At 69.6% G+C, this 26,931-nt stretch carries 23 protein-coding genes; 10 read left to right on the top strand and 13 right to left on the bottom strand.

Going from position 1 to position 26,931, the window contains the following annotated elements; genetic code table 11:
- Positions 1–14 precede the first annotated feature (14 nt).
- Both DA1_RS11335 and DA1_RS11340 read right to left on the bottom strand, forming a co-directional pair.
- Positions 15–980 (bottom strand): GntR family transcriptional regulator, encoded by a 966-nt coding sequence (locus DA1_RS11335; protein WP_034398788.1) that lies wholly within the window; start codon positions 978–980, stop codon positions 15–17.
- 25 nt (positions 981–1,005) lie between these two features.
- Entirely contained in the window at positions 1,006–3,621 is a 2,616-nt protein-coding gene (locus DA1_RS11340) for an aconitate hydratase AcnA (protein WP_034395455.1), read from the bottom strand.
- Positions 3,622–3,718: 97 nt separating this feature from the next.
- Between DA1_RS11340 and DA1_RS11345 the strand changes: the two genes are divergently transcribed.
- On the top strand, positions 3,719–4,723 hold the full coding sequence (locus tag DA1_RS11345) for a Bug family tripartite tricarboxylate transporter substrate binding protein (protein WP_174549384.1): 1,005 nt from the start codon (positions 3,719–3,721) through the stop codon (positions 4,721–4,723).
- A 57-nt stretch (positions 4,724–4,780) separates the two neighbouring features.
- Entirely contained in the window at positions 4,781–5,764 is a 984-nt protein-coding gene (locus DA1_RS11350) for a Bug family tripartite tricarboxylate transporter substrate binding protein (protein WP_034395452.1), read from the top strand.
- Positions 5,765–5,796: 32 nt separating this feature from the next.
- Here DA1_RS11350 and DA1_RS11355 read toward each other — a convergent pair whose 3' ends face one another.
- From DA1_RS11355 to DA1_RS11365, 3 genes are all read right to left on the bottom strand, one after another.
- Complete coding sequence (locus DA1_RS11355) at positions 5,797–6,942, bottom strand: AAA family ATPase (protein ID WP_034395450.1); 1,146 nt, start codon at positions 6,940–6,942, stop codon at positions 5,797–5,799.
- A gap of 35 nt (positions 6,943–6,977) precedes the next feature.
- Positions 6,978–7,832: an RNA ligase family protein gene (locus DA1_RS11360; RefSeq protein WP_034395448.1), complete on the bottom strand. Its 855-nt coding sequence runs from the start codon at positions 7,830–7,832 to the stop codon at positions 6,978–6,980.
- Positions 7,833–8,243: 411 nt separating this feature from the next.
- The gene (locus DA1_RS11365; protein ID WP_016448234.1) at positions 8,244–9,101 is read right to left on the bottom strand and encodes a LysR family transcriptional regulator; all 858 of its coding nucleotides are present in this window, start codon (positions 9,099–9,101) and stop codon (positions 8,244–8,246) included.
- 110 nt (positions 9,102–9,211) lie between these two features.
- Between DA1_RS11365 and DA1_RS11370 the strand changes: the two genes are divergently transcribed.
- The gene (locus DA1_RS11370; protein WP_034395446.1) at positions 9,212–9,595 is read left to right on the top strand and encodes a tautomerase family protein; all 384 of its coding nucleotides are present in this window, start codon (positions 9,212–9,214) and stop codon (positions 9,593–9,595) included.
- Positions 9,596–9,631: 36 nt separating this feature from the next.
- Here DA1_RS11370 and DA1_RS11375 read toward each other — a convergent pair whose 3' ends face one another.
- Positions 9,632–10,516 carry a LysR family transcriptional regulator gene (locus tag DA1_RS11375; RefSeq protein WP_034395444.1) on the bottom strand — a complete coding sequence of 295 codons (885 nt, stop codon included), beginning with the start codon at positions 10,514–10,516 and terminating at the stop codon, positions 9,632–9,634.
- A 132-nt stretch (positions 10,517–10,648) separates the two neighbouring features.
- Here DA1_RS11375 and DA1_RS11380 point away from each other — a divergent pair, with 132 nt between their 5' ends.
- Positions 10,649–11,638, top strand: coding sequence for a Bug family tripartite tricarboxylate transporter substrate binding protein (locus tag DA1_RS11380; protein ID WP_013801719.1), 990 nt, complete (start codon positions 10,649–10,651; stop codon positions 11,636–11,638).
- A gap of 13 nt (positions 11,639–11,651) precedes the next feature.
- A complete protein-coding gene (locus DA1_RS11385; protein WP_034395442.1) occupies positions 11,652–13,283 on the top strand; it encodes a gamma-glutamyltransferase family protein in 1,632 nt (543 codons plus the stop codon).
- A gap of 23 nt (positions 13,284–13,306) precedes the next feature.
- Here DA1_RS11385 and DA1_RS11390 read toward each other — a convergent pair whose 3' ends face one another.
- Positions 13,307–14,302: a tripartite tricarboxylate transporter substrate binding protein gene (locus DA1_RS11390; protein WP_034395439.1), complete on the bottom strand. Its 996-nt coding sequence runs from the start codon at positions 14,300–14,302 to the stop codon at positions 13,307–13,309.
- Positions 14,303–14,328: 26 nt separating this feature from the next.
- On the bottom strand, positions 14,329–15,213 hold the full coding sequence (locus DA1_RS11395; protein WP_169807221.1) for an amidohydrolase family protein: 885 nt from the start codon (positions 15,211–15,213) through the stop codon (positions 14,329–14,331).
- A gap of 76 nt (positions 15,214–15,289) precedes the next feature.
- Here DA1_RS11395 and DA1_RS11400 point away from each other — a divergent pair, with 76 nt between their 5' ends.
- Together DA1_RS11400 and DA1_RS11405 are read left to right on the top strand one after the other, a co-directional pair.
- Positions 15,290–16,288 (top strand): LysR family transcriptional regulator, encoded by a 999-nt coding sequence (locus DA1_RS11400; protein ID WP_034395433.1) that lies wholly within the window; start codon positions 15,290–15,292, stop codon positions 16,286–16,288.
- A 51-nt stretch (positions 16,289–16,339) separates the two neighbouring features.
- The gene (locus DA1_RS11405; protein ID WP_013801714.1) at positions 16,340–17,545 is read left to right on the top strand and encodes an MFS transporter; all 1,206 of its coding nucleotides are present in this window, start codon (positions 16,340–16,342) and stop codon (positions 17,543–17,545) included.
- 12 nt (positions 17,546–17,557) lie between these two features.
- Here DA1_RS11405 and DA1_RS11410 read toward each other — a convergent pair whose 3' ends face one another.
- Genes DA1_RS11410 through DA1_RS11425 form a run of 4 tightly spaced genes read right to left on the bottom strand, consistent with a single transcriptional unit; the run spans position 17,558 to position 22,418 of the window.
- The gene (locus tag DA1_RS11410; RefSeq protein ID WP_034395430.1) at positions 17,558–18,691 is read right to left on the bottom strand and encodes an ABC transporter permease; all 1,134 of its coding nucleotides are present in this window, start codon (positions 18,689–18,691) and stop codon (positions 17,558–17,560) included.
- A 1-nt stretch (position 18,692) separates the two neighbouring features.
- A complete protein-coding gene (locus DA1_RS11415) occupies positions 18,693–19,907 on the bottom strand; it encodes an ABC transporter permease (RefSeq protein ID WP_034395427.1) in 1,215 nt (404 codons plus the stop codon).
- Positions 19,908–19,920: 13 nt separating this feature from the next.
- A complete protein-coding gene (locus DA1_RS11420) occupies positions 19,921–20,970 on the bottom strand; it encodes an HlyD family secretion protein (RefSeq protein ID WP_034395423.1) in 1,050 nt (349 codons plus the stop codon).
- A complete protein-coding gene (locus DA1_RS11425) occupies positions 20,967–22,418 on the bottom strand; it encodes a TolC family protein (protein WP_034395420.1) in 1,452 nt (483 codons plus the stop codon). The genes DA1_RS11420 and DA1_RS11425 overlap by 4 nt, the downstream gene beginning before the upstream one ends.
- Positions 22,419–22,701: 283 nt before the next feature.
- Between DA1_RS11425 and argA the strand changes: the two genes are divergently transcribed.
- Positions 22,702–24,048 (top strand): amino-acid N-acetyltransferase, encoded by a 1,347-nt coding sequence (gene argA / locus DA1_RS11430; protein ID WP_012206372.1) that lies wholly within the window; start codon positions 22,702–22,704, stop codon positions 24,046–24,048.
- Positions 24,049–24,219: 171 nt separating this feature from the next.
- Here the strand turns inward: argA and bla are convergent, their stop codons facing one another.
- A complete protein-coding gene (gene bla, locus DA1_RS11435) occupies positions 24,220–25,131 on the bottom strand; it encodes a class A beta-lactamase (RefSeq protein ID WP_034395417.1) in 912 nt (303 codons plus the stop codon).
- Positions 25,132–25,240: 109 nt separating this feature from the next.
- On the opposite strand from bla, the gene DA1_RS11440 reads away from it, so the two are divergent.
- Positions 25,241–26,098, top strand: coding sequence for a LysR family transcriptional regulator (locus DA1_RS11440; RefSeq protein WP_012206374.1), 858 nt, complete (start codon positions 25,241–25,243; stop codon positions 26,096–26,098).
- A gap of 93 nt (positions 26,099–26,191) precedes the next feature.
- Complete coding sequence (locus DA1_RS11445) at positions 26,192–26,863, top strand: glutathione S-transferase (protein WP_013801706.1); 672 nt, start codon at positions 26,192–26,194, stop codon at positions 26,861–26,863.
- Positions 26,864–26,931 lie beyond the last annotated feature (68 nt).

Below are 26,931 nucleotides of genomic sequence, written 5' to 3' on the forward strand. Positions count from 1 at the left end.
GCTCGCTTCAAGGGTCAACGGGATGCCCGCCGGGGCGTGGAAGAGGTACGCGAAGGGGTACGCGAAGGTTCTGGGGACGCTGCGCCGGGACCGAGGAGATCGCTGATGCTGGCCAGGTTGCGCAAGGTGCTCGCCAGGTGCTCGCGCATGGCGAGGGAGGCTTCTTCGTTGCGCTCGCGCCCCAGCAGTTCCAGGATGTTCAGATGCTGCTCGCAGTGCTCGCGGTAGCGCGCCCGGTCCTGCATGGAGCGGTAGGACAGCAGGCGCCGCACGCGGTTGACGCGACGAATGGTGTCGATGAAGAACACGTTGCCCGAGGCCTCGACCAGGGACTCGTGGAAGTTCACCCCCCGGTCGTGGATGCGGTCGGCCGGGTCGGTGGCGATGCCGCCTTCCAGCAAGTGGATTTCGGCCGCGCGGCAGCGTTGCAGCACGGCGCGGTCCAGCCGGTAGCCGGGCTCCAGCAGCGCGGCCGGCTCCAGCGCCATACGCAGGCGGTAGGACTGCAACAGGCTGTCGGGCGTGGTCAGCATGGCCGCAAAGGTCCAGCCGTAGCCGGGCTTGCGCTCGATCCAGCCCTCCTGCGAGATGCGGTTGAGCACGGCCGCCAGTTGGGCCTTGCTCAGGCCGTAGCGCGTGCGCAGCGCGGCCTCGGTGACGGATTCGGGCAGGCTGGCGCGCAGCCGGTCCTCGGCGATGCGAAAGTAGATGGCCTCGGTCAGGTCCTGGTCGCCGACCGCCGCCTCAGCCAGCAGTTCGGCCGAAATCCGGTCATGCGGCAGGGCCAGGAAAAACCCCCGGTTGCGCTCGCGCCGCACCACGCCCTGCTCCTGCAGCTGCTGCAAGGCCTCGTTGACGGGCTGGCGGGAGACGCGCAGCCGGTCGGCCAGGCCCTGGGCAGCCAGGTGGGTTCCGCTGTCCCATTGCTCGGAACGGGCCAGTGCCAGGATTTGCGAGCACAGCTGGGTGGAGGTCTTCATGCCCCCATTGTCATGCCATGCCACATCAGCGCCCGGCCGCCTGCCGCAGGATGGAAGGAATCACGCCGCCGCTGCGCAGCAGCCCGGCCTCCAGCTGCGTCTCCACGGCGGCCGTGGCCTGCAGCGCCTGCACGCTGCCATCGCCGCGCAGTATGCGCACGGGCACGGCACAGCGCGGCGCCAGGGCGTCGGACGGTGCATCGATCTCGATACGGTCGCCCGGCTGTAGCGCCAGTTCCTGCGGCCCCATGCCCGCAGGCAAGCGCAGCGGCACGATGCCCATGCCGATGAGGTTGGAGCGGTGGATGCGCTCGAAGCTCAGGGCCAGCACGGCACGTATGCCCAGCAGGCGCTGGCCCTTGGCGGCCCAGTCGCGCGAGGAGCCCGTGCCGTAGCGCTCGCCGGCCACCAGCACCACGGACTGGCCCGCCTTGCGGTAGCGCTGCGCGATGTCCCACAGCGGCGCTATCTCGCCCGACGGTGCATGCAGGCCATGGGCCACGGGGGCACCGGGCGCCAGCAGGTTCTTCAGCGTCTTGCTGTGAAAGGCCGCCCGCACCATCACCTCCCAGTTGCCGCGCCGCGACGCGAAGACGTTGAGATCACCCCGGTCGTCGCCGCGCTCCACCAGGAAATCGGCCACCAGGCTGTCGGGCGGGATGGCGCTGGCCGGCGAGATATGGTCCGTGGTGATGTCGTCGCCCACCACCAGCAGCGGGTGGGCCTGGTAGCGGCCCAGCTGGCTGCCCTCGGACAGCGCGGCAAAGGGCGGGCGGCGCAGCGCGGTGGACCGCGCGTCCCAGGGAAACAACGGCCCCTCGGGCGCCTTCAGCGCATGCCAGGCCGGGTTGAGCGTGGCCCGCGCGAAGTCGCGGCCGAAGTCCTGCGGGTGCAGGCCCAGCGCCAGCGCCGCCTGGACTTCCTCGCGGGTGGGCATGAGGTCGGCCAGGAACACGGGCCGGCCATCGGCCAGGCGCTGCACGGGCTCCAGGCGCAGGTTGCGGGCCGCGTCGCCGGCCAGACCGAAGGCGATGACCAGGGACGGCGACATGATGAAGCTCAGCTCGATGTCCGGATGCACGCGGCCCGGGAAATTCCGGTTGCCCGACAAAATGGCCACGGCCTTGGCCTGGCCGGCGCGCTGGGCCTGGCGCACCGGCTCTGTCAGCGGGCCGGGGTTGCCGATGCAGGTGGTGCAGCCGTAGCCCACGATGCCGAAGCCCACGGCCTCCAGGTCCTGCAGCAGCCCGGCGCGCGCCAGATAGGAGGCAGCCGCCGGCGAGCCCGGTGCCAGCGATGTCTTGACCCATGCGGGGACCTTCAGCCCCAGCGCCCGCGCCTTGCGCGCCACCAGCCCGGCGGCGACCAGCAGCGCGGGATCCGAGGTATTGGTGCAGCTGGTGATGGCGGCCAGCGCCACGGCATGGCGCGGCAACCCGGCCTGCGCGCCGGACGCAACAAAGCCCACGGCCTGCAGCGCGCGGGCGCTGTCGCCATAGTCCAGCAGGTCCTGCGGGCGGCGCGGACCGGCAATGTGCCAGCCCACGGTGTCCAGGTCGATCTCGATCTGGCGTGTGTAGCGCGGCCGGGCCTGCGGATCGAACCACAGGCCCTGGGCACGCATATAGGCCTCGACCAGGGCGACGCGCTGTGGGCTGCGGCCCGTGGCGCGCAGGTAGTCAAGCGTCTGGCCATCGACCGCGAAGTAGCCCGTGGTGGCGCCGTACTCGGGCGCCATGTTGGCCACCACGCTGCGCTGGCCCGCCGTCAGCGTGGACACGCCGGGGCCGAAGTACTCGACGAACTCGCCGGCCACGCCCAGGGCGCGCAGCCGCTGGGTGGCGACCAGGGCCAGGTCGCTGGCCTGCACGCCGGGGCGCAACGCGCCGGTCAGCCGCACGCCGATGACATCGGGGATGCGCAGCATGGTGGGCATGCCGAACATCACGGTCTGCGCCTCCAGCCCGCCAACGCCCCAGCCCAGCACGCCGATGCCGTTGACCATGGGTGTGTGGCTGTCCGTGCCCAGCATCATGTCGGGCACGGCCCAGAGCCTGCCGCCGCGCTCCTCGGTGGTCACCACGGTGGCCAGCTGCTCCAGGTTGATGGTGTGCATGATCCCCGTGCCCGGCGGGTGGATGGTCACATGGGCCAGGGCCCTGGAAGCCCAGCGCAGGAAGCGGTAGCGCTCGGCATTGCGCCGTATCTCGTGCTCCAGGTTGGCCTGGGCGGCGCCCGGCGCTGCATAGGCCTCCACGGCCAGCGAGTGGTCCACCGACACATCGACGGGCAGCACCGGATTGAGCACGGCCGGATCCACGCCCTCTTCGTGCAGCGCGTCGCGCATGGCCGCGATGTCGACCAGCGCCGGCGTGCTGGTGGTGTCGTGCATGAGCACGCGGCCCGGCTGGAAGGCGATCTCGGCCTCGCTGCTGCCGTGATCCATCCAGGCCCGCAGGGCAGCCACGGCAGCGTCCCTTTCCTGCCCCTCCATGTGGCGCAGCACGTTCTCCAGCAACAACCTGAGCACCACGGGCAGGCGCGGCAGGCACTCGCCCAGCACGCCCGGCACATCGGCGGCGTGGTAGCGGACTCCGTCCAGTTCAAGGACGCGGGAAAAGGGGTTCTCGGTGTTTTCCATAGCTGATATTTTGCATTTTGAATTTCTAAAATGCAATCGAACGCCTCATCTCGCTTTCCCTGAAACCCCGGCTAAAAGGCCGCCAAGGAGTTTTGACATGTCCGCTCCCTCCCGCCGCAGCTTGCTGCGCAACCTGGGCACCGCGCTGCTCGCCGGCCTCATCAGCCTCATCGGCAGCCTGCCCGCTGCGGCCCATGACGCGCCGCAGCGCAGCATCACTCTCGTGGTTCCCTTCACGGCAGGTGGCGGTGTCGACGCCATGGCCCGGCTGCTGGCCGAGCGGCTGCGCGTGACGCTCAAGCAGCCGGTGGTGGTGGACAACAGGCCCGGCGCCAGCGGCATGCTGGGCGCAGGGGCCGTGGCACGCGCGGCGGGCGACGGCCACACGCTGCTGCTGGGCTCGGCCGGCGAAACCGCCATCGCCCCGCTGGTGCACCAGGGCCGCATGCCCTACCAGCCGTCCCGCGACCTGGCGCCCCTGACCCTGGTCACGCGCGTGCCCAACGTACTGGTGGCCTCGCCCGGCCTGCCGGCCAGCAACATCGATGAACTGGTGCGCCTGGCCAAGGCCAGCCCCGGCAAGCTCGGCTACGCCACCAGCGGCGTGGGCAATCCCCAGCACCTCAATGGCGAGCTGCTGCAGTCGCTGGCCGGCATTCGGCTGAACCACGTGCCCTACCGGGGCGCGGCCAACCAGCTGGTGGACGTGTCCTCGGGCGTGGTCGAACTGGCCTTCGTCAGCTACGCGGGGGCCGCGCCCTTCATCAAGAGCGGCCGTGTCAAGGCGCTGGCGGTGACTTCAGCGCAGCGCGCCAGCTTCGCCCCCGGCATTGCCGCCATTGCCGAGTCGACGGGCCTGGCCTCCTACGACCTGGACAACTGGTTCGGCCTCTTCGCGCCCGCCTCCACGCCGCCGGCCGTCCAGGCGCGGCTGCATGCGGCGGTGGTCAATGCGCTCAAGGACCCCGCGCTGGCGCAGCGCCTGCGCGAACTGGGCGGCGAGCCCGCTCCCATGTCCCAGCAGCAGTTCAGGGACTTCATCGCCGCCGAGACCGCCAGGTACGCCGCCATCGTGACCTCGGCCCGCATCGTGGCCGAGTGAGGGCGCGCGCCCTTTCCCGGCATTTGCCTTTCCCTTCAGAAAACCACAGGAGACGACATGCAGCTTCATCCCGCGCTGGCCGCCACGGCCGCCGCCATCCTGGTCCTGGCTTCGGCCACGGCCCGATCCCAGACCGCCCCCGACGGCTACCCGGTCCGCGCCGTCACCATCGTCGTGCCCTTCGCGGCCGGCGGAAACACCGACGTCAAGACCCGGCTCGTGGCCAGGCAGCTGGCGCAGATACTGGGCCAGCCCGTGATCGTGGACAACAAGCCCGGCGCCAGCGGCAACATCGGAATGGAGTTCGTGGGCCGCGCCGCAGCCGACGGCTACACCATCGCCATGGGCAGCTTCGGGCCGCTGGCCGTCAACCCCTGGATCTATCCCAGGCTCAACTTCGATCCCAAGACCTTTGTCCCCATCATCCTGCTGGAGAAAAGCCCACTGGTGCTGGTCACGCCCGCCGACAAACCCTATCGCAGCGTGGCCGATGTGGTGACGGCCGCCAAGGACAGGCCGGGGCAGCTGAACATCGCCAATGCAGGGCCGGGCGGCGCGCACCATCTCTCGGCCGAGCTTTTCGAGGCGGCGGCAGGCCTGGACATGGTCGGCGTGCCCTTCAAGGGCGGTGGCCCCGCCGCCACCGCCCTGCTGTCGGGACAGGTGGACCTGATGTTCGAGCAGACCGGTGCGGCAGCGCCCTCCATACAGGCGCGCAAGATCCGCGCGCTGGGTGTGACCTCGGCACAGCGCCTGGCCATGCTCCCTGACGTCCCCACCTTCGCCGAGTCCGGCTTCCCCCAGGTCACCGTCTCCAACTGGATGGGCTATGTGGCGCCCAAAGGCACGCCGCCCGAGATCGTGGCCCGGCTCAACAAGGCGTTCGCCAAGGCCATGGAGCACCCGGAAGTCCGGGAACGCATCGTCTCCCAGGGCAACGAGTTCGGCGGCGGCAGCAGCCAGGAGTTCGCCGCCTTCATCGACAGCGAAGCCGCCAAGTGGGGCCGGCTGGTGAAGGAGCGCGGAATCCGAAGGGACTGAGCGAAAGGCGGGACCTCCCCTCCACCCCCGACCTATCCCTCATTGACCAGCAACGACAGTGCATGCGCCTCGGTAGGCAAAGGCACATCCCAGCGCTGCAGCAGGCTGAGCAGGGCCGCGTTGGTCAGCGTGGTGTCGCGCGCGCGGTTGCGGGCCAGCAGGGTTGGGCGGCTGGCTTCCAGGTGCACGAGTTCCACGCGGGCGCCGTAGGCCAGGCACAGGTCCACGGTCTTGCCGCGCATCTGGCGCGACAGGTGGGTGGCATTCCAGACAAAGGGCTGGCCCGCGCGCAGCAGGGCCTTGGCCTTGTCCACGGCGTGGTGGGCGGCCGCGCCCTCGTTCTGGCCGTGGCGCAGGCCCAGCTCCGTACGCGCATCGTCGAAGGAGACCACGGGCAGGTCGCCATGGTGGGCGGCCACCCAGGTGTTCTTGCCGCTGGCCGGCAGGCCGCACATGACGATGGCGCGCGAGCCGGCCTGCTCGTGCAGCGCATAGTCGGGATGCAGCTGCGCGCCGCGGAAGTAGCGCACCGCCGTCTCGGCCGAGGCAAAGCGGCGTGGCGTGCGTAGGCAGCCCTCCTCCAGCGCGAACTCGCGCACCAGTTCGATGTTGACCAGCACGGACGCAATGTCCGGGCAGATGCGCCCGCGCATGTCGGCGCGCGCCAGCAGCGTGAGCAGGTGCAGGTCCGTCTGCCAGGACAGCTCGCGCACGATGAACTCGGGCGAGAGGCCGCGGCGCGAATCGGCAAAGGCGAAGAACGGCACCTGGTGCACGGCGATCAGCCGGCAGATGGCCTCGCGCTGGTCCACGGGCGCGCCGGCTTCCCAGAGCATGAGCCGCGCATCCAGCGCACCCCGGCGCGAATGGCCGGGCTGGCCGATGCGGCCGTCCTCGCCCACCACGGTGGTCGAGCACTTGGCCACGTCGTGCAGCAGCGCGGCCAGGAAGACCGTCTCGCGCTCGGTGGCGGTGAGCGCCGCATGGCCGGGGTCGGCCAGCAGTTCGCGCACCACCATCTGCGTGTGCGTCCAGACATCGCCTTCGGCGTGGTAGACCGGGTCCTGCGGCGTGGTTTTGGCCTGCTCCAGCTGGGGGAAGGCGGCCAGGCAGGCCGCGAAGTCGGGGTCGGCGCCGGGCTGCGGCACCAGGGACTGGATCTGTTTCCAGTTCGTCATGGAAATCTCCTTGCGATGGGTCTGCGCTGCAGGCCTCACCAGCTTTTTGAAATATCGGCCGCAAAGATGTCTGCGCCTTCGCGCAGCCCGTTGGGGACGATGGGCCGCTCGCTGTGGTGCGAACCCGAGTCGAGGATGACCTGCACGAAGTCCGGCCGCACGAACTTGTAGCGCGCCACGGTCTGGCCGTCCTCCTCCACCTTGAGGTAGAGGCCTTCGGCCAGCTCGGAGCCGTCGGTCTGCCGCCAGCACAGCGGCAGGTCCAGCTTCTGGCGGGCCACCACCTGCTCGAAGGCCTGGCGCCAGCGCGCGCTGCGGCCCAGCGAGGGGGCCAGCAGCGCCAGCAGGTCCTGCATGCGCCGGGGCGCCGCCCCGCTGTAGAGCACGGGCACCGAGACCACGGGCACGCCGGCCAGCAGAGCATGGCGGCGCGGCGTGTCCAGGAAGCACTGCGCCGAGCGGTCCCAGATGTCGAACTCGCAGAACCAGTGCGGCAGCGCGTCGTAGAACAGCGAGTGCTTGGCATACATCCACTCGCCAAACACCTGGTAGCGGTCGTCCAGCAGGGACAGCAGCGCGCCCTCGTGGGCCTGGGCCCATTGCTTGAAGAGGTTGAACTGGCGCTCGCGCCCGCCGGGCCGCTCGCTGTCCAGGTAGTGGCCGCGCGACTGCAGCAGCAGCTGGCCGTCGCCGGCAAAGCTCAGCGCGGCGTTGGCGCCGTCGAGCTTTTCCTCGACGACGATGTGCCGGCCGGCCAGCCGCTCATAGGGCACGGCGTCGTCCTGGTCACCGGCCTGCAGGCGCGAGCCGCGCAGGTGCGGCGTACGGGGGTACTTGAGGATCTCGATGCTCGAAAGAAAACGAGGGCCTGGAGAAATGGATGGGGTCATGTCGTGCTTTCCGAAAACGATGCAGCACCCCACGGCGCCATGCCATGGGGCGGGAAAAGCCGACGACGACGCCAGGCGCCGCAATGCAGGGGATGCAGCGACAGCGCGGCCTGGCCCGTGGTGGCCGGGCCGGCAGGCTGTCGAAGGGGAAGATGGCAGGACTGTCGGCGCCGTCCGCAAACCGGACGGTCAGCCGCAAGCCCTCAAAAGGCCACGCACCGCAGCGCACACGCAAAAGACATCCGGGGCAAGGCCAGGATCAGCGTGTGACGAAGTCGTTCAGCAGGAAGCTGTGCGGCGGGGCATGGTGCACCTCGAAAGGGTGAGGGTGGATGGGAGGGGTGCGAGTCTATCGCCCGTTGGCCCGCAGGCACAAGCGGCTGCGCACCATGCCGGGCCGATTGTTGGCTGCTAGCCACGCACGGCGGACTTGAAGGCGGCGCCCAGCGCATCCAGCGCCGCGCGCGGCCGGCCTTCGCGCACGCGGGTGTGCAGCAGCACGGGCAGGCGCGGCAGCGTGGGCAGGCCCAGGCGCGGGCCCACGTCCACGGCGCCCAGGGCCAGCATGCGCGGCGCCAGCGCGGCCACGCCCAGCCCCGCCATGACGGCGGCCGAGACAGCGGCTACGCCGCCGCCCACGAACACCTCGGTCCACGGCATGCGCGCCGTATCCAGCAGTTGCCCGGCCATGGCGCGCACGCCGCAGGGCTCGGCCAGCGTGGCCAGCGGCAGGGGCTCGCCCGCGCGGTGCTGCCAGCCGGGCGCGGCAAACCAGCCGAAGGGCTCCTCGGCCAGCAGCTCGCCGTCGTCACGCCCGGCATGCGTGCGAACGATCACCGTGTCGTATTCGCGCCGGTCAAACCCCTGCAGCAGCGGGCCGGACGATGCGATGCGGATGTCGATCAGCAGCTGCGGGTCCTGCGCATTCATGCGGGCGATCAGTGCGGGCAGCTCAGGCCCGGCCACGTGGTCGCTGATGCCGATGGTCAGCCGCTGGCGCGTGCTGACGGCCAGCGCCAGTGCGCGCTCATGGGCCTGCAACAGTTCGCGCGCATGGGGCAGGAAGTCGGCGCCCAGCGCGGACAGCTGCACATGGCGCGGCGTGCGCTCGACCAGCCTGCAGCCCAGCCGCTGCTCCAGCCGCTTGAGCTTGAGGCTGACGGCAGCCTGCGTGGTCTGCATGGCTTCGGCCGCGCGCGTGAAGCTGCCCAGGTCCGCGATGTGCACGAAGCCTTGCACGGCATCCAGGTCCAGAGGTCGTTGAATCATTTCAATCCATTATTACTGATATCAGCAATCATGGCTTTTCAAAATATCTGGCGCGGCCTACCTTCGAGGCTCCCACAACGCAAAGCAACGCAACGCAAAGGAGCCACACCATGCCCATGACCCGGATCAACATGCGCGCCGGCAAGTCCCCCGCCTACCGCCAGGCCATCTGCGACAGCCTCTACCGCGCCATGCGCGAAACCTTCAACGTGCCGGAGGACGACCAGTTCATGACCATCACCGAGCATGACGGCGACAACTTCCGCTACGGCGCCTCCTACCTGGGCGTGGCGCGCAGCGACGATCTGGTGCTGGTGCAGCTCACGGTCAGCAACACCCGCAGCCTGGAGCAGAAAAAGGCGCTGTTCAGCCGCATCGCCGAGCTGCTGGTCGAAAGCCCCGGCCTGCGGCCCGAGGACGTGTTCGTCAACCTGGTCGAGGTGGACAAGGAGAACTGGTCCATGGGCCACGGGCTCGCGCAATACGCAACTTAAGACACGCGGATCGGCGCAACACCCACAGCGCCGCGCTCAGGCCGGCGCCGCCAGCGCCGCCACGAATTGCTGACCCACGGCGGTAATGATCTCGGCGCGCGCCGCCGTGCGCAGCTGCACCAGGGCGATCTGCCGGCTCTCGGCAGTCTGGGCAAGGGGCAGCACGCGCAGGCGCGGGTCGCCCTCCCAGCCATGCCGCGCCAGATTGGGCAGCATGGCCACGCCCATGCCGTCGCGCACCAGCTCCACGATGGTCTCGATGGAGTTGAGCTCCAGGAACTCCTGGGGCTTGGCGCGCAGGCGGCGCAGCGTGCGCTCCACCAGCTCGCCCGTGTGCTCGGTGCGGTCGAAGCGGATGAAGGGATAGCGCTCCACCATGTCGGCGGGCGCCGCGGGCCGGGCGGCGCGCGGCGCCAGCAGCACCATGGACTCGGCATACAGCGGTGTCCAGACCAGCGAGGGGCGCTTGATGGCCGGCTTGTAGACCACCACGGCCGCGTCCAGCTCATGGTTCTCCACCTGGGCGATCAGCCGGTTGGACTTGCCCGAGACCACATGCAGGTCCACCGCCGGATGGTGGCGCTTGAGCTCCAGCGTGGCGCGCACCAGCTGGCTCAGCGCCGAGACGATGGAGCCGAACTGCACGGTGCCGGCCAGCGGTGCGTCGGCCCGCGTGCCGTGCTTGGCCTGCTCGTACAGCGCCACCAGCTGGGTGGCAATGGGCACCAGCGCCCTGCCCTGCTCGTTGAGCGTGACCAGCTTGCCCTGGCGCGCGAACAGCTTGCGCTTGAGGTCGTTTTCCAGCGTGCGCATCTGCAGCCCCACGGCCACCTGGGTCAGCGCCACGCGCTGGCCTGCCGCAGTGAAGGAGCCCTCGGCCGCCACGGCGAGGAAAGTGCGAAGAATGCGCAGGCTTGGCATAAAAGATTTACTTTCAAGATTCGTAAGAAATTCCAGCTTTCACCAAACAGTTTCTATCATCAAAATCGCTGGCAACCGATAGCCGATCGTCCTGATCGCACCCTCCCACTTCCCGGATTTCTGGAGATCTCCATGCCTGCACCCGTGTCCCGCCGCCTGCTCGTCTGCTGCGCCGCCCTGTTGACCTGCGCCACGCCCGGCTGGGCCGCGCCCGCCGCCGATGCCTGGCCCTCGCAGCCGCTGAAGATCATGGTGGGCTTTGCCGCCGGCGGCGCCAACGACATCGTGGCCCGCATCCTGGCCAAGGAGCTGCAGCAGCGCCTGGGCCAGAGCGTGGTGGTGGAGAACCGCGGCGGCGCGGGCGGCCTGATCGCCAGCGAAGTGGTGGCCAAGGCGCCCAAGAACGGCTACACGCTGCTGTTGGGCTCCATCGGCAGCAACACCGTGGCGCCCGTGCTGGCCAAGAAGCTGTCGTTCGACCCGCGCAAGGACCTGGAGCCCATCACCCTGGTAGCCGAATCCGGCAACGCGCTGCTGGTGAACGCCGCCCTGCCCTACAAGACGGTGCAGGAAATGATCGAGGCCGCGCGCAAGGCGCCGGGCAGCATCAACTACGCATCGTCGGGCAACGGCTCCACCCTGCACCTGGCCGGCGCGCTGTTCGCGCAGCAGGCCGGCGTGAACCTGGTGCACGTGCCCTACCGCGGCAACGGCCCGGCCATCACCGATGTGTCGGGCGGCCAGGTGCAGGCCATCTTCTCGGGCATTCCGCCTGCCATCACATCGGCGAAGACCGGCCAGACCCGCATCCTGGCCGTGACCACGAAGCAGCGCGTCAAGAACCTGCCCAACGTGCCCACCGTCGCCGAGGCCGGCCTGCCCGGCTATGCCTTCACGTCCTGGTACGGCCTGTTCACCACGGGCGGCACGGACCCGGCCATCGTCGAGCGGCTGGCCCAGGAAGTGCGCAAGATCATGGAGCGCCCCGAAGTGCAAGCCCAGTTCGAGGCCCAGGGCCTGGACCCCGAGACCAGCGACCCCAAGTCCTTCAAGCAGCAGATCGACCGCGAGCTGACGCGCTGGAGCCGTGACGTGAAGACCATGGGCATCACCGCCGACTGAGGCAGGTTCTTTCATGCACGCCTCTTCCTCACCCTTCACTCCCGGCAACCCCTACGACTCCAGGCGGGTGCCCGTATTCGCGCGCAATGCCGTGTCCACCTCCCACCCGCTGGCGGCGCAGGCCGGCCTGCGCATGCTGTGGGCAGGCGGCAACGCGGTGGACGCGGCCATTGCGGCGGCGGCGGCCATGACCATCGTCGAGCCGGTGAGCAACGGCCTGGGCTCGGACGCCTTCTGCATCCTCTGGGATGGCAAGGAACTGCACGGGCTCAACGCCAGCGGCCGCGCACCGCAGGGCTGGGCGCCCGAGTACTTCCACCAGCGCTATGGCCGCCAGGACAAGCCGCCGCGCCGGGGCGTGGACTCCATCACCGTGCCGGGCGCCGTCAGCGCCTGGGTGGCCCTGCACGAGCGCTTCGGCAAGCTGCCCTTTGACGCGCTGATGGAGCCGGCCGCCGAGATCGCCGAGCGCGGCTACCTGGTGCCGCCCGTGGTCCAGCAGAAATGGGCCGCAGGCGCGCCCGAGCTGCAATCGCAGCCGGGGTTCAGGGAAAGCTTCCTGCCCCGGGGCCGCGCGCCGGAAGTGGGCGAGCTGTTCCGCTTTCCCGCCGCAGCGCGCGCCCTGCGCGCCATTGGTGCCACGCGCGGCAAGGCCTTCTATGAGGGCGAGATTGCCCGGGCCGTGACCTCGTTCGTGCAGCAGCACGGCGGCTGCCTGGGCATGGCCGACATGGCCGCGCACGAGGTGCAATGGGTGCAGCCGCTGGCCAAGGACTACCGCGGCCACACTCTGCACGAGATCCCGCCGGGCGGGCAAGGCATTGCCGCGCAGATTGCGCTGGGCATTCTGTCCAACTTCGACCTGGCCAGCCTGCCCGTGGATGGCGTGGCCTCCCAGCATCTGCAGATCGAGGCCATGAAGCTGGCCTTTGCCGACATCTACCGCTACGTGGCCGACGCGGACATGGAGGTGACGCCCGCACAGATGCTGGACGACGCCTACCTGGCCTCGCGCGCCAGGCTGATCGATCCGCGCCGTGCGCAGGACTTCAAGGCCGGCAACCCCGTGCGCGGCGGCACCATCTACCTGACGGCGGCCGACGAGAACGGCATGATGGTCAGCTTCATCCAGAGCAACTTCTCGGGCTTTGGCTCGGGCGTGGTGGAGCCGACCTTCGGCATCAGCCTGCAAAACCGCGGCCACGGCTTCGGCACCGACCCCCAGCACCCCAACCGCGCCAACCTGGTGGGCCCGGGCAAGCGCCCCTTCCACACCATCATTCCGGCCTTCCTGACCCGCGACGGCCAGCCCGTGATGAGCTTCGGCGTCATGGGCGGCAACATGCAGCCCCAGGGCCACATGCAGACTGTGGTGCGCATGCTGGACTACCGCCAGTCGCCCCAGGCGGCCTGCGATGCGCCGCGCTGGCGCGTCAACGAAGGCCTGGCCATCAACGTGGAAGGCGGCATGGACCCGTCCACCATCGCCGGCCTGCAGGCGCTGGGCCACCAGGTGGAGGTCATCCACGACCCCTACCAGGACTTCGGCGCCGGCCAGTTCATCTGGCGCATGGGCGATCCCGCCGTGGAGGGCTACCAGATCGCCAGCGACCCGCGCCGCGACGGGCTGGCGGCCGGGTTCTGAAGCGTGCTCCAACCCGCCTGTGGCTACTCCGCGCGCAAGCGCCCCTGGCGGGTCAGCCGCGCCGCCAGTGCGGCCTCTTCGCTGACCAGGCGCTGCAGCACGGCCGCGCTGGCCGGGAAGGGCTCGCTGCCCAGTTCGCGGATCAGGCGACTGAACTCCGGGTCGGCCACAGACTGGGAGATCCAGCCATACAGGCTTTCCACGCTGGCCGTGGGCACGCCCTTGGGCGCGAACACGCCCACGAAGGTGGTGGCATCGAACACCGGCAGGCCCAGCTGGGCCAGGTCGGGCACATCGGCCAGCCCGCCCCCGGCGCGCGGCCCCAGCACGAGCAGCGCGCGCAGGGCGCCGCTCTTGATATGCGGCGTGGAGCTGGTGATCTGGTCCACCACGGCATCGATCTGCCCGCCGATCAGATCGACCAGGGCCGGCCCCGATCCCTTGTAGGGCACGGGATTGACGCGCACCTTCACGGCATCTTCCAGCTGCAGCACGGCCAGGTGATTGGGCGAGCCCGGGCCGGCATGGCCCACGGTCACGCTGCCATCCCTGGCCTTCATCGCCTTGATGAAATCGGCAGCGGTCTTGAAGCGCGCGTCGTTGGCGCGCACCACCACGACCACGGGCGTGCGGCTGACCACGGCAATGGGCGCAAAGCTGTCGGCGCGGTAGGGCAGCTTGATCATCTCGGGCAAGGTGCCCAACTGGCCCGGCGTGGCCACCAGCAGCGTATGCCCGTCCGGCTCGGCGCGCGCCACCCAGCCCGAGCCCACGGCACCACCGCCGCCCGCACGGTTGTCCACGATCACGGACTGCCCCGCATGCCGGGCCAGCGGAATGCCCAGCGTGCGGGCCACGATGTCCACGTTGCCGCCCGGCGCAAAGGGCACGACCAGCGTGAGCGGCTTGGCGGGAAATGCGCGCGCCTGCACTGCCGATGCGGCCGATGCCGCAGCCAGCGCCGCGAAAGATACCGCCGTGCGGATAAAGCCTCTGCGGCCCGATGTGATTCGATTCATTTTCTCTGTCTCCTGCTATTTGAAAATCAATGACCCCAATACAGGCGCGCGGGGTTATCGACCAATACCGTGTGCCTGTATTCCTCTGGAACCCAATCCACCAGTGCCTGCGCCAATTCGCCAGCGGAATTCGAACGGGCCTTTATTCCGGGATGCGGCCAGTCCGACCCCCATACGATCCGGTGCGGATTGGCCTGCACCAGGGCATGTGCAATCGGAACCACGGCCGGGTCCACGGCCGATGCCGTTGCCGATATCCGGTAGGCGCCCGAGAACTTCACCCAGGCCCGCCCTTCCTTCATCAGCGCCTGCAGGTTGCGGCTGCCCGGCCCGCCGGCGCCCAGCTGGCGCGACGGGTGGCCGAAGTGATCCACCACCACGGCCACGCCCATGTCGGCCACGCGCTGCGCCAGGCCAGCGTCTTCATCCACGTTCACCAGCAATTGCACATGCCAGCCCAGGCCCCGGATGCGGTCGACCACGGCCTGCAGGCTGGAGACGGAGACCCCGCCCGAAAACAGCGCATTGCACCGTGCGCCCCGCACGCCCAGGGCGTGCAGCGCTTCGATCTCTGTATCCGGCGTGTCCTCGTAGATCACGGCCACGCCACGCATGCGGCCCGATTCGGCATGGCGCAGCGTCTGCTTGAGAAGGCCATGATCGCGGCCATACACGCTGGGCTGGACCAGAACGCAGCGGTCCACACCCAATGGGCGAAAGGCTTTCCAATAATCGTCCATGGACGCGACAGCCGGTGTATAGGCGCGTTCCGCAATCAAAGGAAAATCATCGGAACGACCAAATACATGGAAATGGGTATCGCAGGAATTTTCTGGAAACAGATATTGTTCCGCTGGATTTTCGACTGCGTCGCAATCACCGGCACAGCGGTTGAAACTGGGTGAATTCATGGGCATTCATTTCAAAGCTGGTGCATTGTCGTGACGCACGTAAAATTCAGTCAAGCTCATCTTTGTCATCATCAAAATGAACAGCATTCAACATACAGACGGTGCGCCCCGGGCTCCGGTCAACCTGCGCAGCATCGACCTCAACCTGCTGGTGATCTTCGAGGCCCTGGTGGAAGAACGCAGCGTGGGCAAGGCCGCCGCGCGGCTGGGCATCACCTCCTCGGCCGTCAGCCATGCGCTGCGCCGGCTGCGCACCCAGTTCAACGACCCGCTGCTGCTGCGCACGGCCGAAGGCATGTCGCCCACGCCCGAGGCCGTGCGCCTGGCGCGCAGCTTCCGCAAGGCCTTCAGCGAGATCGAAAGCGCCATCGAGGTCAGCAAGGGCTTCGATCCGGCCACGGCGCGGCGCAATTTCCACCTGCGCCTGTCCGACTACGTGGGTGTGCTGCTGCTCCCGCAGCTGTGCATCCATCTGCGTGCGGTGGCGCCGGGCATCAGCCTGTCGGTGCAGTCCTTCGACGGCCGCCAGCCCTCGGACCGCGTCGAGTACGAGGGCGTGGAGATACGGCTGTCCGTCTCGCGCGGTCGCTCGGTGCTGTCGGCGTCACGCCGCCTGCTGGACGACCAGTGGATGGTGCTGATGCGCAAGGACCATCCGGCCGCCGCCTCCCCGCTCACGCTGGAGAAATACCTGGAGCAAGGCCACCTGAAGGTCACGGGCGTGGGCAGCAGCATCGTGGATGAACTCCTGGCCGAGCGCGGGCTGGCGCGGCGCGTGATGTTCCAGGTGCCCACCTGGCTGGGCATGGTGCCCGTCATCGAATCCACCGACCTGGTGGCCGCCATGCCCGCGCACTGGATGCACAGCGTGCTGTCCGGCTCCAACTGCGTGGCGCGCCCCATGCCCCTGCCCGAGCTGGCCCTGTCCATAGACGCCGTCTGGCATCCGCGCAACGATCATGACGCGGGGCACAAATGGTTCAGGGAGTTGATCCACCAGATCTTCCAGGAGGCGTACAGCAAATCCTTGCTCCAGCAGCGCCTGGACAGGGCAGGCACACGGAACAACGCTTAACCCAGCCCTCATGCTTTTCGGTGAAGATGCGGTCTTTCCGCCGCACAAGCCATGACACCAGAACAACACACTCCAGCGCTGCAGCGCCGCAACCTCGGCCTGCTCGTGGCCGCGCAATCGCTGGGGGGCGCGTCGCCGCCCATCATCATTTCGCTGGGCGGCCTGGTCGGCCAGCAGCTGTCCACCAATCCCACGGCCACCACGCTGCCGGTCAGCATCTACCAGCTGGGCCTGGCGCTGTCCACGCTGCCCGCGGCCTGGCTGATGCAGCGCATGGGGCGACGCACGGCCTATGTGCTGGGAGCCATCCTGGGCGTGGTCTCGGGCGTGATCGCGGCCCAGGGCATTGCGCACTCCGATTTCGTGACCTTCTGCATCGGCACGGCGCTGGCGGGCTTTTACGCGGCCTGCGTGCAGAGCTACCGCTTTGCCGCCACCGACGCCATGACCGACCCCGCCGAGCAGGCGCGCGCCATCTCGCGCGTGATGATCGGCGGGCTGATCGCGGCCATCATCGGCCCGCAGGTGGTGATCTGGACGCGCGACGCCCTGCCCATGACGCCGTTCGCAGGCAGCTTCTACAGCCAGGCCGTGCTCGCCCTGCTGGCCCTGCCGCTGCTGCTGGGCCTGAAGCTGCCGCCGCCCCAGGCCCGCGCCGTGGCGGGCGAGGCCCGGCCGCTGGCCGAGATTGCGCGCACGCCCCAGTTCATCGTCGCGGCCTCGGCCGGCGTGGTCAGCTACGGTCTCATGGCCTTTCTCATGACGGCCGCGCCCATGGCCATGGTGGGCTGCGGCCACACGGTGGGCGAGGCGGCGCTGGGCATCCAGTGGCATGTGCTGGCCATGTTCGCGCCCAGCTTCTTCACGGGCCGGCTGATCGCGCGCTTTGGCAAGCGCCGCATCACGGCGCTGGGGCTGGTGATGATCGCCGCCTCGGCCCTGATGGCGTTGATGGGGCTGGAGCTGCTGCACTTCTGGGGCTCCCTGGTGCTGCTGGGCGTGGGCTGGAACTTCGGCTTCATCGGCGCCACGGCCATGGTGACCGAGTGCTACCGCCCTGCCGAGCGCGCCAAGGTGCAGGCCCTCAATGACTTCCTGGTCTTCGGCACCGTGGCCGTGGCCTCGTTCGGCTCGGGCCAGCTGCTGCACACGGCCGGCTGGGACGGCATCAACACCTGGCTGCTGCCCATCGTGGGCGTGGTGCTGCTGATGCTGGCCGTGCAGGGACGGGGTCGCGGCGCGGGCGCGCCGGCCTGAAGCCCCGACCGGTCAATCGCCAGGGTCCACGCGGCGGCTTCCCAGCCAGAGCACGGCCACCCAGCCCAGCAGCGCCAGGGCCAGCAGCACGGACAGATGCCATAGCGCCGCCTCCAGCGGCGCGCCTGCCTGATTCAGGCGCAGCGAGGCCTGGATGGCGGCCGTGCTGGGCGACAGCCAGCGCAGCGCCTGCAGCAGTTGCGGCAGGGCTTCGGCCGGCCAGCTGAAGCCGCCGACGAAGGCCAGCGGGATGGAGGTGAACAGCACCACCTGCATGGCGCGCTCGCGGTTGGCCAGCCACCAGCCCAGCAGCGCCGCCACGCCCGCCACGGCCGGGACGAAGACGGCCAGCAGCGCCAGCGCGCCCCAGGGATTGCCGCCACGCGGATAGTCGTGCCAGACGAAGATCCAGCCGAAGTAGTACAGGCCCGAGAGCCAGCCCAGCGTGCACAGCGCCAACAGCCGCGCCAGCCAGGTGCGTGCCGGCGCCCTGTCCAATCCCTGCTCGCGCCAGGTTCCCACCAGCAGCGCGCCGCCCATGAGCAGCGTCTGCTGCAGGATGATGATGGCCACGGCGGCGACGACGAAGCTGCCGTAGCCTTCCGTCGGATTGAACAAAGCCTGCATCTGCAGGTTGACGGGCGAGCGGCTGGCCTGGGCCTGCAGTGCGCTCTGTCCGCCGGCCGTCAGCCGCCGCAGCTCCACGCCTGCCGATACCGTGCCGAAGGCTTCGGCAAAGCCGTACTGCACCTGCTTGGCGGCCAGCGGGTAGGCACCGTTGGCATAGACGGGGACCACGGCCTCTTCGCTGCGCACCACGCGGCGCTTGAGGTCGCGCGGCAGCAGCGCGTAGCCCATGACGCGGCCATCCAGCAGGGCCTGCTGCGCCTGGGCCTCGTCGCCCGTGACCAGGGTCACCTCGATGCGCGGGCTGGCCTGGGCAAAGCGCAGCATCTGGCGTGCCAGGCCGCTGCCGTCGTGCTGCACCACGGCCACGGGCACGCGCTGCACGACCTCCTGCCCATAGAACCAGGGGTAGAAGAAGCCGTAGAGCACGGGCGCGCCCACCAGCAGCATGAGCACGCCCACGTCGCCGAACACGGCACGCAGGGCGCTGATGAAGTCTTGCGCAAAGCCCCTGGCCATCTCAACGCCCTCCCCATTTGTCGGGGCGGGAAAGGCCGCGCGCCAGGCCTGCCGTGGCCAGCAGCAGCAACACCAGCGCGGCCAGCAATAGCCCGGCCACCACGGGCAGGCTCTGCACGATGGGCGCGCCCATCTGCAGCTGCTCTATCTGCAGCCGCGCATAGTGGGTATAGGGCATGGACAGGGCCCAGGCACGTGCCGAATCGGGCATGGCCAGCAGCGGAAAACCCACGCCGCTGAACGCAAAGGCCGGAGCCGACAGCAGGCCCGCGCCCGACAGCGCCGTGCGCAGCGACAGCGTGAGCGCCGCCAGCAGCGCCCCGGCCGCCAGGCTCACGGCGATCAGCAGCAGCAGGGCCAGCGCCACCCAGGCCAGGCTGGCAGCGCCCTGCCCCGGATGCCAGCCCCGCCCGGCCGTGAGCCACAGCATGGCCAGCGTACCACCCAGGCCCAGGCTGGCCCAGGACAGCGCCAGCTTGCCCGCCAAGGCGCCCGCAATGGCGCTCCAGCCGGGCTTTCCCGGGCCCGCAGCCTCGGCCATCCACTGGCCCAGCGTGCGGTCGCGCAGCTCGCGCCCCACGGACCAGGCGCCGGCCGTCATGCCCAGGATGTGCAGCAGCGCGGGAATCAGCGCCGCCGCCAGGAACTGCTCGTAATTGGTGGAGATGTTGAACAGCGACACCAGGTTGGTGCGTATGGGCTCCATGCGCACGCGCAGCGCCTGGGCCGGGTCGCCGCGCTTGGCTCGGGCCTGCATTTCCACGCCGGCCGACAGCGTTCCCACCACCTGGCGCAGGTCGCGCTGGATCAGGCTGGAATGCGTGGCCAGCTGGGCGTTGTGCATGAGCACCACGTCGGCCCCCTGGCCCCGCTTGATGTCGCGCGCAAAGCCGGGCGGGATCTGCACCACGGCGTAGGCATTCATGGACTGCAGCGCCCATTGCGCCTCCGAGGCATTGAGCGCCTGCGACTGCACGGCCAGGCCCGGCGTGGCGCCCAGCATGCGCACCAGCTGGCGCGACAGGGCGCTGTGGTCCTGGTCCCAGACGGCGACGGGCAGGCGCTGGACCAGGCCTGCCGAGAAGATCCAGACCATGAGCAGCAGCGCCAGCAGCGGCACCCAGCTGACCATGGCCAGGTCCCAGGGCCGCCCGCGCAGCAGCCGCCATTCGCGCCGCAGGCTGGCGGCAAAGGCCGTGGGCGGGTTCGCGCTCACTGCCGCCGGCCGCTCAACGGCCGCCTTCCACGACCACGCTCATGCCGGGCCGCGCGCCCGCAATGGGCTGCTGCGGCCGCGCGCGGACCTCGAAGGTGCGCGCATCGAAGCCCTGGCCCGCGCGCGTGGCGCGCCAGGTGGCGAAGTCGGGCAGCACACCCAGGTAGTAGACCTCGAAGCCGGCCTCGCGGTTGTCCAGGCCCGGCAGGCGGCCGGTAAAGCGGCTGCCCTGGGCAAAGCGTGCAAGCTGGTCCTCGCGCACATTGAGCACCACCCACTGGTCGGCCAGGTCCACCACGGTGACCACGGCCACGCCCTGAGGAGACAGCTCGCCCTGGCGGGCCAGCACCTGGACCACCTCGCCGCCCACGGGGCTGCGCAGCTCGGTCTCGGCACGCGCGGCCTCCACCTCGGCCACCACGCCCTGCACCTGGCGTGCCTGGGCCTGGGCAGCGCTGCGATCCTCCTGGCGCGCGCCCGAAGCCGCCATTTCATACTGCGCACGCGCGGCCAGCGCCTGGTCGCGCGAGGCGCGCCAGTTGGCATCGGCTTCATCGCGCTTCTGGGCCGCAACCAGTCCCTGGTCGAACAGGCTTTGCACACGGCGCAGCGAGGTCTGGGCCAGGTCGGCGGCGGTCTGGGCGCGCTGCCAGTTCAGGCGCGCCATCTGCACTTCCTGCGGGCGGGCGCCGGCCTGCGCCTTGTCGGCCTGGGCCTGGGCGGCATCGCGCGCGGCCTCGGCCTGGGCCAGCTTGGCGCGCACCTCGGGGCTGTCCATCTCCACCAGCAGATCGCCGGGCTGGATCTTCTGGCCTTCGGTGACCCGCACCTTGGCGATGCGCGCCGTGACCTTGGGCGCGATGTCGGTCTCGCGTGCCTCCATCTGGCCCTGGAAATACAGGGGGGCGGGCTGCGCCGCCCGCCAAAAGCCCCAGGCCACGAGCAGCAGCACGGCCAGCACGATGGCCAGGGCCAGCCAGGGGCGCCTGCGCCCCGGCGGCACGGGCGCGGGGCCGAGTGCTTCGGGGGCGCTGCGGGGATGGTCGGGCGTGGCTGTGCTCATGGTGCGTCGGGTGGGATCTGTATGTCGGCCTGGGCCATGAATCGGTCGAATTCCTCGCTCTGGCCCGTGCTCTCCAGCAGTGCGGCCAGGGCCTGCACATACTGGTTGGCCAGTTCGGCACGCTGGGTCTGCACCTTGGCGAGATTGAGGCTGGCATCGATCAGGTCCAGCGTGGTGCTGGTGCCTTCCCGCAGGCCGGCCTCGCGCAGCCGCAGCAGCTCGCGCGCAAGATCCTCCTGGGCCTGCTGGGCCTGGTACTGGCGGCGTGCCTGCTCCACGCCCAGCCAGTTCTTTTCGACCAGCAGCGCGATGTCGCTGAGCGCCTGGGCTTCGGTCAGCTCGGCCTGCTCGATCTTGCGCTGCGAGGAGGCGGCCAGCGCATCGCGGTCGATGCTGTCCCACAGCGTCCAGCGCACGGCCACGCCAGCCACCCAGTTGGGCTTGCCGCTGGTGTTGACCTCGCGCGAACCGAAGGCCAGCAGCTGCGGCCGGCGCAGCGCCTCCTGGGCATCGTGCAGCGACTCGGCCTGGCGCTTCTTGGCCTGCACCTTGTCCAGACCCGGATGGTGCGACTGGGCCGTGGCGACGAAGCCGTCCAGCGGCGGCAAGGGCCGGCTGCTGACGAACAGCGGCGTGCTGGGCAGCACCTGTCGCTGCGCCTTGACCGTGCGCGCCAGCGCCGCTGCGGCCAGGCCTGCGTCGTCGCGCGATTTGCGCGCCTGCTGCTCGGCGTCGGCCAGCGCGGCACGGGCCTGCAGGCGTTCCAGCCGGGAGATCACGCCCGCCTTGAGCATGCTTTGCGCCGCCGTGTCATGCACGCGCACGCCTTCAAGCGCACGCTCGCGCAGCCGTGCGGCCCGCTCGGCCAGCTGGGCGCCGAAGTAGCGCTGCACCAGCAGCGAATGCAGGGCGTGGCTGCTGCTGGCGGCATCGGCCAGGGCTTCGTCAGTGGCAGCGTCCAGGCCACTGCGCACCGCATCGGACAGGCCGCCCAGGTACAGCGGCCAGACCAGGGACAGGCTGGCCGAGGCATTCGTGCTCTTGCGCTGCAAGGCATAGGAGGTGGGCAGTTGCGGCAGCGAGGGAATGGCCGGCCCCACCGAGGGCGGCAGCTGGCCGAGGACGCCGTCCAGGGTGCGCCGCGCAGGATCGAGATCGATGTCGGCATTGGCCGAATAGCGGTAGCCCAGGCCCGTGATGGCCACGGAAGGCCCGCCCAGCCCCTGCGTACCCTGGCGTCTGAGCCGCGCGCTTTCCACGGCCTTGGCCGAGGCGGCCAGTTGGTCGGAGCCCTCCAGCAACGCCTGGCGGGCCTGCACGAAGCTCATCGCGGCGGCAGCCTGGGAGGCCGGAGCCTCCCCTGCAGCCTGGGCTGCCCCTGCGACCATGCCCAGCGCCGCCAGCCACGGCACAAGGCGCGCGGGCCGCGCAAGCAACGGAAAAAACATGGAAGCGCTCAATGGCATGAAGGGGGGCGCCTTGCGTGGTTCACCGATGGTGGCGAAGCTTACACGGGCTTGCAGGCGGCCCCCCGTCGGACAAGGTCCTGTGCCTTGTGCCCCCGGCACTGTGCAGCAGGGTCGATTTGCGTGGCGTTCCATCCCATTTCTGTGCGCAGGTGCCGCGTCATGCCGCTACACTGGCGCCTGCCTGCGCGAGCATGTCCTGGCGGACCTGTCCGCAGGCCTTTTTTTTCTGCCCGGCATCGGCCCGATGCCCCGACTGACCACCATGTCCACCGTCTTCAACTTCACCTTCGTCCCCTGGTTCCGGTCCGTGGCTCCCTATATCCACAAGTTCCGACACCAGACCTTTGTGGTGGGACTGACGGGCGAGGCCATCGCATCGGGCAAGCTCAGCTCCATCGTCCAGGACCTGGCCATGATCCAGGCCATGGGCGTGAAGATCGTGCTGGTCCATGGCTTCCGTCCCCAGGTCAACGAGCAGCTTGCCGCCAAGGGCCACGAGGCCCAGTACTCGCGCGGCGTGCGCATCACCGACTCCGTGGCGCTGGACTGCGCCCAGGAAGCCGCTGGCCAGCTGCGCTACGAGATCGAGGCCGCCTTCAGCCAGGGCCTGCCCAATACGCCCATGGCCGGCGCGCGGGTGCGCGTGATCTCGGGCAACTTCCTCACGGCGCGGCCCGTGGGCATCGTGGACGGCGTGGATTTCAAGCATTCGGGCCTGGTGCGCAAGGTCGATGTGAGCGGCATCCGCAGCGCCCTGGACATGGATGCCATGGTGCTGATGTCGCCCTTCGGCTTCTCGCCCACCGGCGAGGCCTTCAACCTGAGCATGGAAGAGGTGGCCACGCGGGTGGCCATCGAGCTGAAGGCCGACAAGCTGATCTTCATGACCGAGGTGCCGGGCATCCGCATGGACCCCACGGGCCCGGCCGACGAGACCAACCCCATCGACACCGAGCTGCCGCTGGCCACGGCCCGCCGCATGCTGGCCGAGCTGCCCACGCCCGAGCAGCCCACGGACACGGGCTTTTACCTGCAGCACTGCGTGCATGCCTGCGAGCACGGCGTGGAGCGCAGCCACATCCTGCCCTTCGCCATCGACGGCGCGCTGCTGCTGGAGATCTATGTGCACGACGGCATCGGCACCATGATCATCGACGAGAAGCTGGAAGAACTGCGCGAGGCCACGCCCGACGACGTGGCCGGCATCATCCAGCTGATCGAGCCCTTCGAGAAGGACGGCACCCTGGTCAAGCGCAGCCGCACCGAGATCGAGCGCGACATCGCCCACTACACCATCATCGAACACGATGGCGTGATCTTCGGCTGCGCCGCGCTCTACCCCTATCCCAGCGCCAGGACCGCCGAGATGGCGGCCGTCACCGTCTCGCCCAAGAGCCAGGGCACGGGCGATGGCGAGAAGCTGCTCAAGCGCATAGAGCAGCGCGCCAAGGCCCAGGGCCTGGACAGCCTGTTCGTGCTGACCACGCGCACCATGCACTGGTTCATCAAGCGCGGCTTCCAGCCCGTGGACCCCGACTGGCTGCCCGAGGCTCGCAAGGCCAAGTACAACTGGGACCGCAAAAGTCAGGTCCTGGTCAAGAAGTTGTAACCCCCTGAGGCGCTGTGCGCCTTCCCCCTCACGAGGGGGGCATACGGGCGGCCGGCGACACCCTCGGTGCGGGGGCGGCGCGGCCGGCCCAGGCCCTTCCTCGGTGTCTCTCGTCTTCAGGCCACGCCAATTTTCTGAAATCGCCCAAATCAAGCGACATGGTGGCGCAACTTAGCCTTGCACTGCTGCCTGCCAGCGTGCGGCCGCCTTGCCGGCCGCTGCCAGCGCCGCATCGCGCTGCGGCGCGTCGGCCGGGCATTCGGTGAGGTAGCCGGTCACCAGCAGCGGTGCGCTTTGCGGCGTGGGCCAGGCGATGACGGCATCGTTGGCCGTGCCGCGATCGCCGGTGCCCGTCTTTCCACCCACACGCCAGCCGGCCGGCATGCCCGCGCGCAGGCGCTTGTCGCCCGTTCGGCTGGCCACCAGCCACTGCTGCAGCAGGGCGCGGCCATGGCCGTCCAGCAGCGATCCCAGCAGCAGGCGTTGCATGCTTTGCACCATGGCCAGCGGCGTGGTGGTGTCGCGCTCGTCACCGGGCAGGCCTTCGTTGAGCTCGGGCTCCATGCGGTCCAGGCGCGTGGTCTCGTCGCCGCTGGCGCGCAGCCACTGCGTCAGCGCCTGCGGGCCGCCGCTGGCGTCCAGCAGCAGGTTGGCGGCGGTGTTGTCGCTGAGCACCACGGCGGCCTCGCACAGCTCGGAGATGGTCATGCCGCCGCCATCGCCGGCACGCGGGCCGCTGGCCGGCGAGTAGGGAACCAGCCGGGAGCTGGCGTAGTGCACGCGGCGCGACAGGCGCTCATCGCCCTGCTGCACGCGGTCCAGCACCTGGGCGGCCAGCAGCAGCTTGAAGGTGCTGCACATGACAAAGCGCTCGTCGCCGCGGTGGTCCACGCTGGCGCCCGACTCCGCCTCCAGCACGGCCACGCCGAGCCGGCCGCCCACACTTTTCTCGATGCGCGCCAGCTCGGTCCTGAAGGCCTGGTCGGCAGCCCCCTGTTTTTTTGATGGCAGGGCGCAGCCCGCCAGCCCGGCCGCCATCCAGGCGGCCGCGCCGCCCGTCATCAGAAAATCGCGTCTTTGCATTGTTTTTCCTTTTCAGTTGCAGATCGACAACCGCAACGATAGCGCCGCACCCAATCTGCGACCAGCGTGAATAATTGGCAGCATCCCTTAGAAAAACTATTGGCTCACCATGCAACTGCCCCTCAACGCCCTGCGCATGTTCGACGCGGCCGCGCGCCATCTCAACCTGACGCGGGCGGCCGACGAGCTGTGCGTGACCCAGGCCGCCGTCAGCCAGCACATCCGCAACCTGGAGGAGCGCCTGGGCAAGCCGCTGTTCCGGCGCCTGCCGCGCGGCCTGGCGCTGACCGACGAAGGCCATGCGCTGTGGCCTGCCGTGGCCGAGAGCTTTGCGCGCATAGAGCATTCGCTGCAGCAGGTGGCCGAACCGCGCCCGCGCGAGGTCCTTACCGTGGGCGTGGTCGGCACCTTCGCCATCGGCTGGCTGATTCCCAGGCTGGGCCAGTTCCAGCAGCAGCACCCCTACATCGACCTGCGACTGCTCACGCACAACAACCGCGTGGACCTGGCCGGCGAAGGGCTGGATGCGGCCGTGCGCTTCGGCGACGGCGCCTGGCAGGGCACGCGCGCCGAGCTGCTGCTGCGCGCGCCGCTGACGCCCATGTGCACCCCCGCCCTGGCCCAGCGCCTGCGCCAGCCGGCCGACCTGGCCGGGCAGACGCTGCTGCGCTCGTACCGCCTGCAGGAGTGGGAGAGCTGGTTTGCCACGCTGGACCAGAGCGCGCCGCTGGCGCGCGGGGCCATGTTCGACTCCTCGCTGACGCTGGCCGAGGCGGCGGCCCAGGGCGCGGGCGTGGCCCTGCTGCCGGCGCGCATGTTCCAGCACCTGCTGCAGCAGGGCCGGCTGGTGCGCCCCTTCGAGCAGGAGGTGGACACGGGCGCCTACTGGCTGACCCATCTGCGCTCGCGCGCACCCAGCGCGGCGCTCAAGACCTTCAGGCAATGGCTGCTGGCGCAGCTGCAATAGCCACGGACGCCCGCGGCAAGACCCGCAGGCCGCCTGACTTTGGCCCCGGCGCTATCATCTGCCGCTTTTGGCCCCTAGCCCCGTCCCCGCTCCATGACCCAGACCCTGCCGGTTCTCTACTCGTTTCGCCGCTGCCCCTACGCCATCCGCGCCCGCCTGGCGCTGGCCCATGCCGGCCTGGCCTGCGAGCTGCGCGAAATCAACCTGCGCAACAAGCCGCAGGCGCTGCTCGATGCCTCGCCCAAGGGCACGGTGCCCGTGCTGGTGCTGGAAGACGGCCGCGTGATCGAGCAGAGCCTGGATGTCATGCTGCACGCGCTGCGCGCCAATGACCCGGACGGCTGGCTGGCACCGACCAGCGGTTCGCTGCCGGACATGCTGGCGCTGATCGAGCGCAACGACGGCTTTTTCAAGCACGCCCTGGACCGCTGCAAGTACCCCGAACGCTATACGGCCGAAGAGGTCAACCACGCCCAGGCCGATGCCCTGACCTGGCTGGCCGAGCTGGACGACCAGCTGGAGGCCACCGGCTACCTGTTCGGCCAGAACCCCAGCCTGGCCGACATGGCCCTGCGCCCCTTCGTGCGCCAGTACGCGCGCATCGACGAGTCGCAATGGAACGAGCAGCCCTGGCCGCACCTGCAGGCCTGGCTGCAGCGCTGGATCGATTCGGCCCTGTTCGCCGAGGTGATGGAAACCTACCCGGGCTGGGTGCCCGGCACGCGCGGCCCAGTCTTTGCCGCCGGTGGCGTGGGCAGCGACTGACGCCTGCCCGCCCCGTGTGCCCTGCCCCGGGTCGGCAGGGGCTGCGCAAGGCAGGCAAAGCTGGCACA

The sequence above is a fragment of the Delftia acidovorans NBRC 14950 genome (genome assembly GCF_001598795.1).
In the GTDB taxonomy this organism is placed as follows: Bacteria; Pseudomonadota; Gammaproteobacteria; order Burkholderiales; family Burkholderiaceae_C; genus Comamonas; species Comamonas acidovorans.

What these genes read in the sequence shown, in the direction of transcription:
- DA1_RS11335 (WP_034398788.1), bottom strand. Translation starts at nt 980, where the DNA reads ATGAAGACCTCCACCCAGCTGTGCTCGCAAATCCTGGCACTGGCCCGT.
- DA1_RS11340 (WP_034395455.1), bottom strand. Translation starts at nt 3,621, where the DNA reads ATGGAAAACACCGAGAACCCCTTTTCCCGCGTCCTTGAACTGGACGGA.
- DA1_RS11345 (WP_174549384.1), top strand. Translation starts at nt 3,719, where the DNA reads ATGTCCGCTCCCTCCCGCCGCAGCTTGCTGCGCAACCTGGGCACCGCG.
- DA1_RS11350 (WP_034395452.1), top strand. Translation starts at nt 4,781, where the DNA reads ATGCAGCTTCATCCCGCGCTGGCCGCCACGGCCGCCGCCATCCTGGTC.
- DA1_RS11355 (WP_034395450.1), bottom strand. Translation starts at nt 6,942, where the DNA reads ATGACGAACTGGAAACAGATCCAGTCCCTGGTGCCGCAGCCCGGCGCC.
- DA1_RS11360 (WP_034395448.1), bottom strand. Translation starts at nt 7,832, where the DNA reads ATGACCCCATCCATTTCTCCAGGCCCTCGTTTTCTTTCGAGCATCGAG.
- DA1_RS11365 (WP_016448234.1), bottom strand. Translation starts at nt 9,101, where the DNA reads ATGATTCAACGACCTCTGGACCTGGATGCCGTGCAAGGCTTCGTGCAC.
- DA1_RS11370 (WP_034395446.1), top strand. Translation starts at nt 9,212, where the DNA reads ATGCCCATGACCCGGATCAACATGCGCGCCGGCAAGTCCCCCGCCTAC.
- DA1_RS11375 (WP_034395444.1), bottom strand. Translation starts at nt 10,516, where the DNA reads ATGCCAAGCCTGCGCATTCTTCGCACTTTCCTCGCCGTGGCGGCCGAG.
- DA1_RS11380 (WP_013801719.1), top strand. Translation starts at nt 10,649, where the DNA reads ATGCCTGCACCCGTGTCCCGCCGCCTGCTCGTCTGCTGCGCCGCCCTG.
- DA1_RS11385 (WP_034395442.1), top strand. Translation starts at nt 11,652, where the DNA reads ATGCACGCCTCTTCCTCACCCTTCACTCCCGGCAACCCCTACGACTCC.
- DA1_RS11390 (WP_034395439.1), bottom strand. Translation starts at nt 14,302, where the DNA reads ATGAATCGAATCACATCGGGCCGCAGAGGCTTTATCCGCACGGCGGTA.
- DA1_RS11395 (WP_169807221.1), bottom strand. Translation starts at nt 15,213, where the DNA reads ATGAATTCACCCAGTTTCAACCGCTGTGCCGGTGATTGCGACGCAGTC.
- DA1_RS11400 (WP_034395433.1), top strand. Translation starts at nt 15,290, where the DNA reads ATGAACAGCATTCAACATACAGACGGTGCGCCCCGGGCTCCGGTCAAC.
- DA1_RS11405 (WP_013801714.1), top strand. Translation starts at nt 16,340, where the DNA reads ATGACACCAGAACAACACACTCCAGCGCTGCAGCGCCGCAACCTCGGC.
- DA1_RS11410 (WP_034395430.1), bottom strand. Translation starts at nt 18,691, where the DNA reads ATGGCCAGGGGCTTTGCGCAAGACTTCATCAGCGCCCTGCGTGCCGTG.
- DA1_RS11420 (WP_034395423.1), bottom strand. Translation starts at nt 20,970, where the DNA reads ATGAGCACAGCCACGCCCGACCATCCCCGCAGCGCCCCCGAAGCACTC.
- DA1_RS11425 (WP_034395420.1), bottom strand. Translation starts at nt 22,418, where the DNA reads ATGTTTTTTCCGTTGCTTGCGCGGCCCGCGCGCCTTGTGCCGTGGCTG.
- argA (WP_012206372.1), top strand. Translation starts at nt 22,702, where the DNA reads ATGTCCACCGTCTTCAACTTCACCTTCGTCCCCTGGTTCCGGTCCGTG.
- bla (WP_034395417.1), bottom strand. Translation starts at nt 25,131, where the DNA reads ATGCAAAGACGCGATTTTCTGATGACGGGCGGCGCGGCCGCCTGGATG.
- DA1_RS11440 (WP_012206374.1), top strand. Translation starts at nt 25,241, where the DNA reads ATGCAACTGCCCCTCAACGCCCTGCGCATGTTCGACGCGGCCGCGCGC.
- DA1_RS11445 (WP_013801706.1), top strand. Translation starts at nt 26,192, where the DNA reads ATGACCCAGACCCTGCCGGTTCTCTACTCGTTTCGCCGCTGCCCCTAC.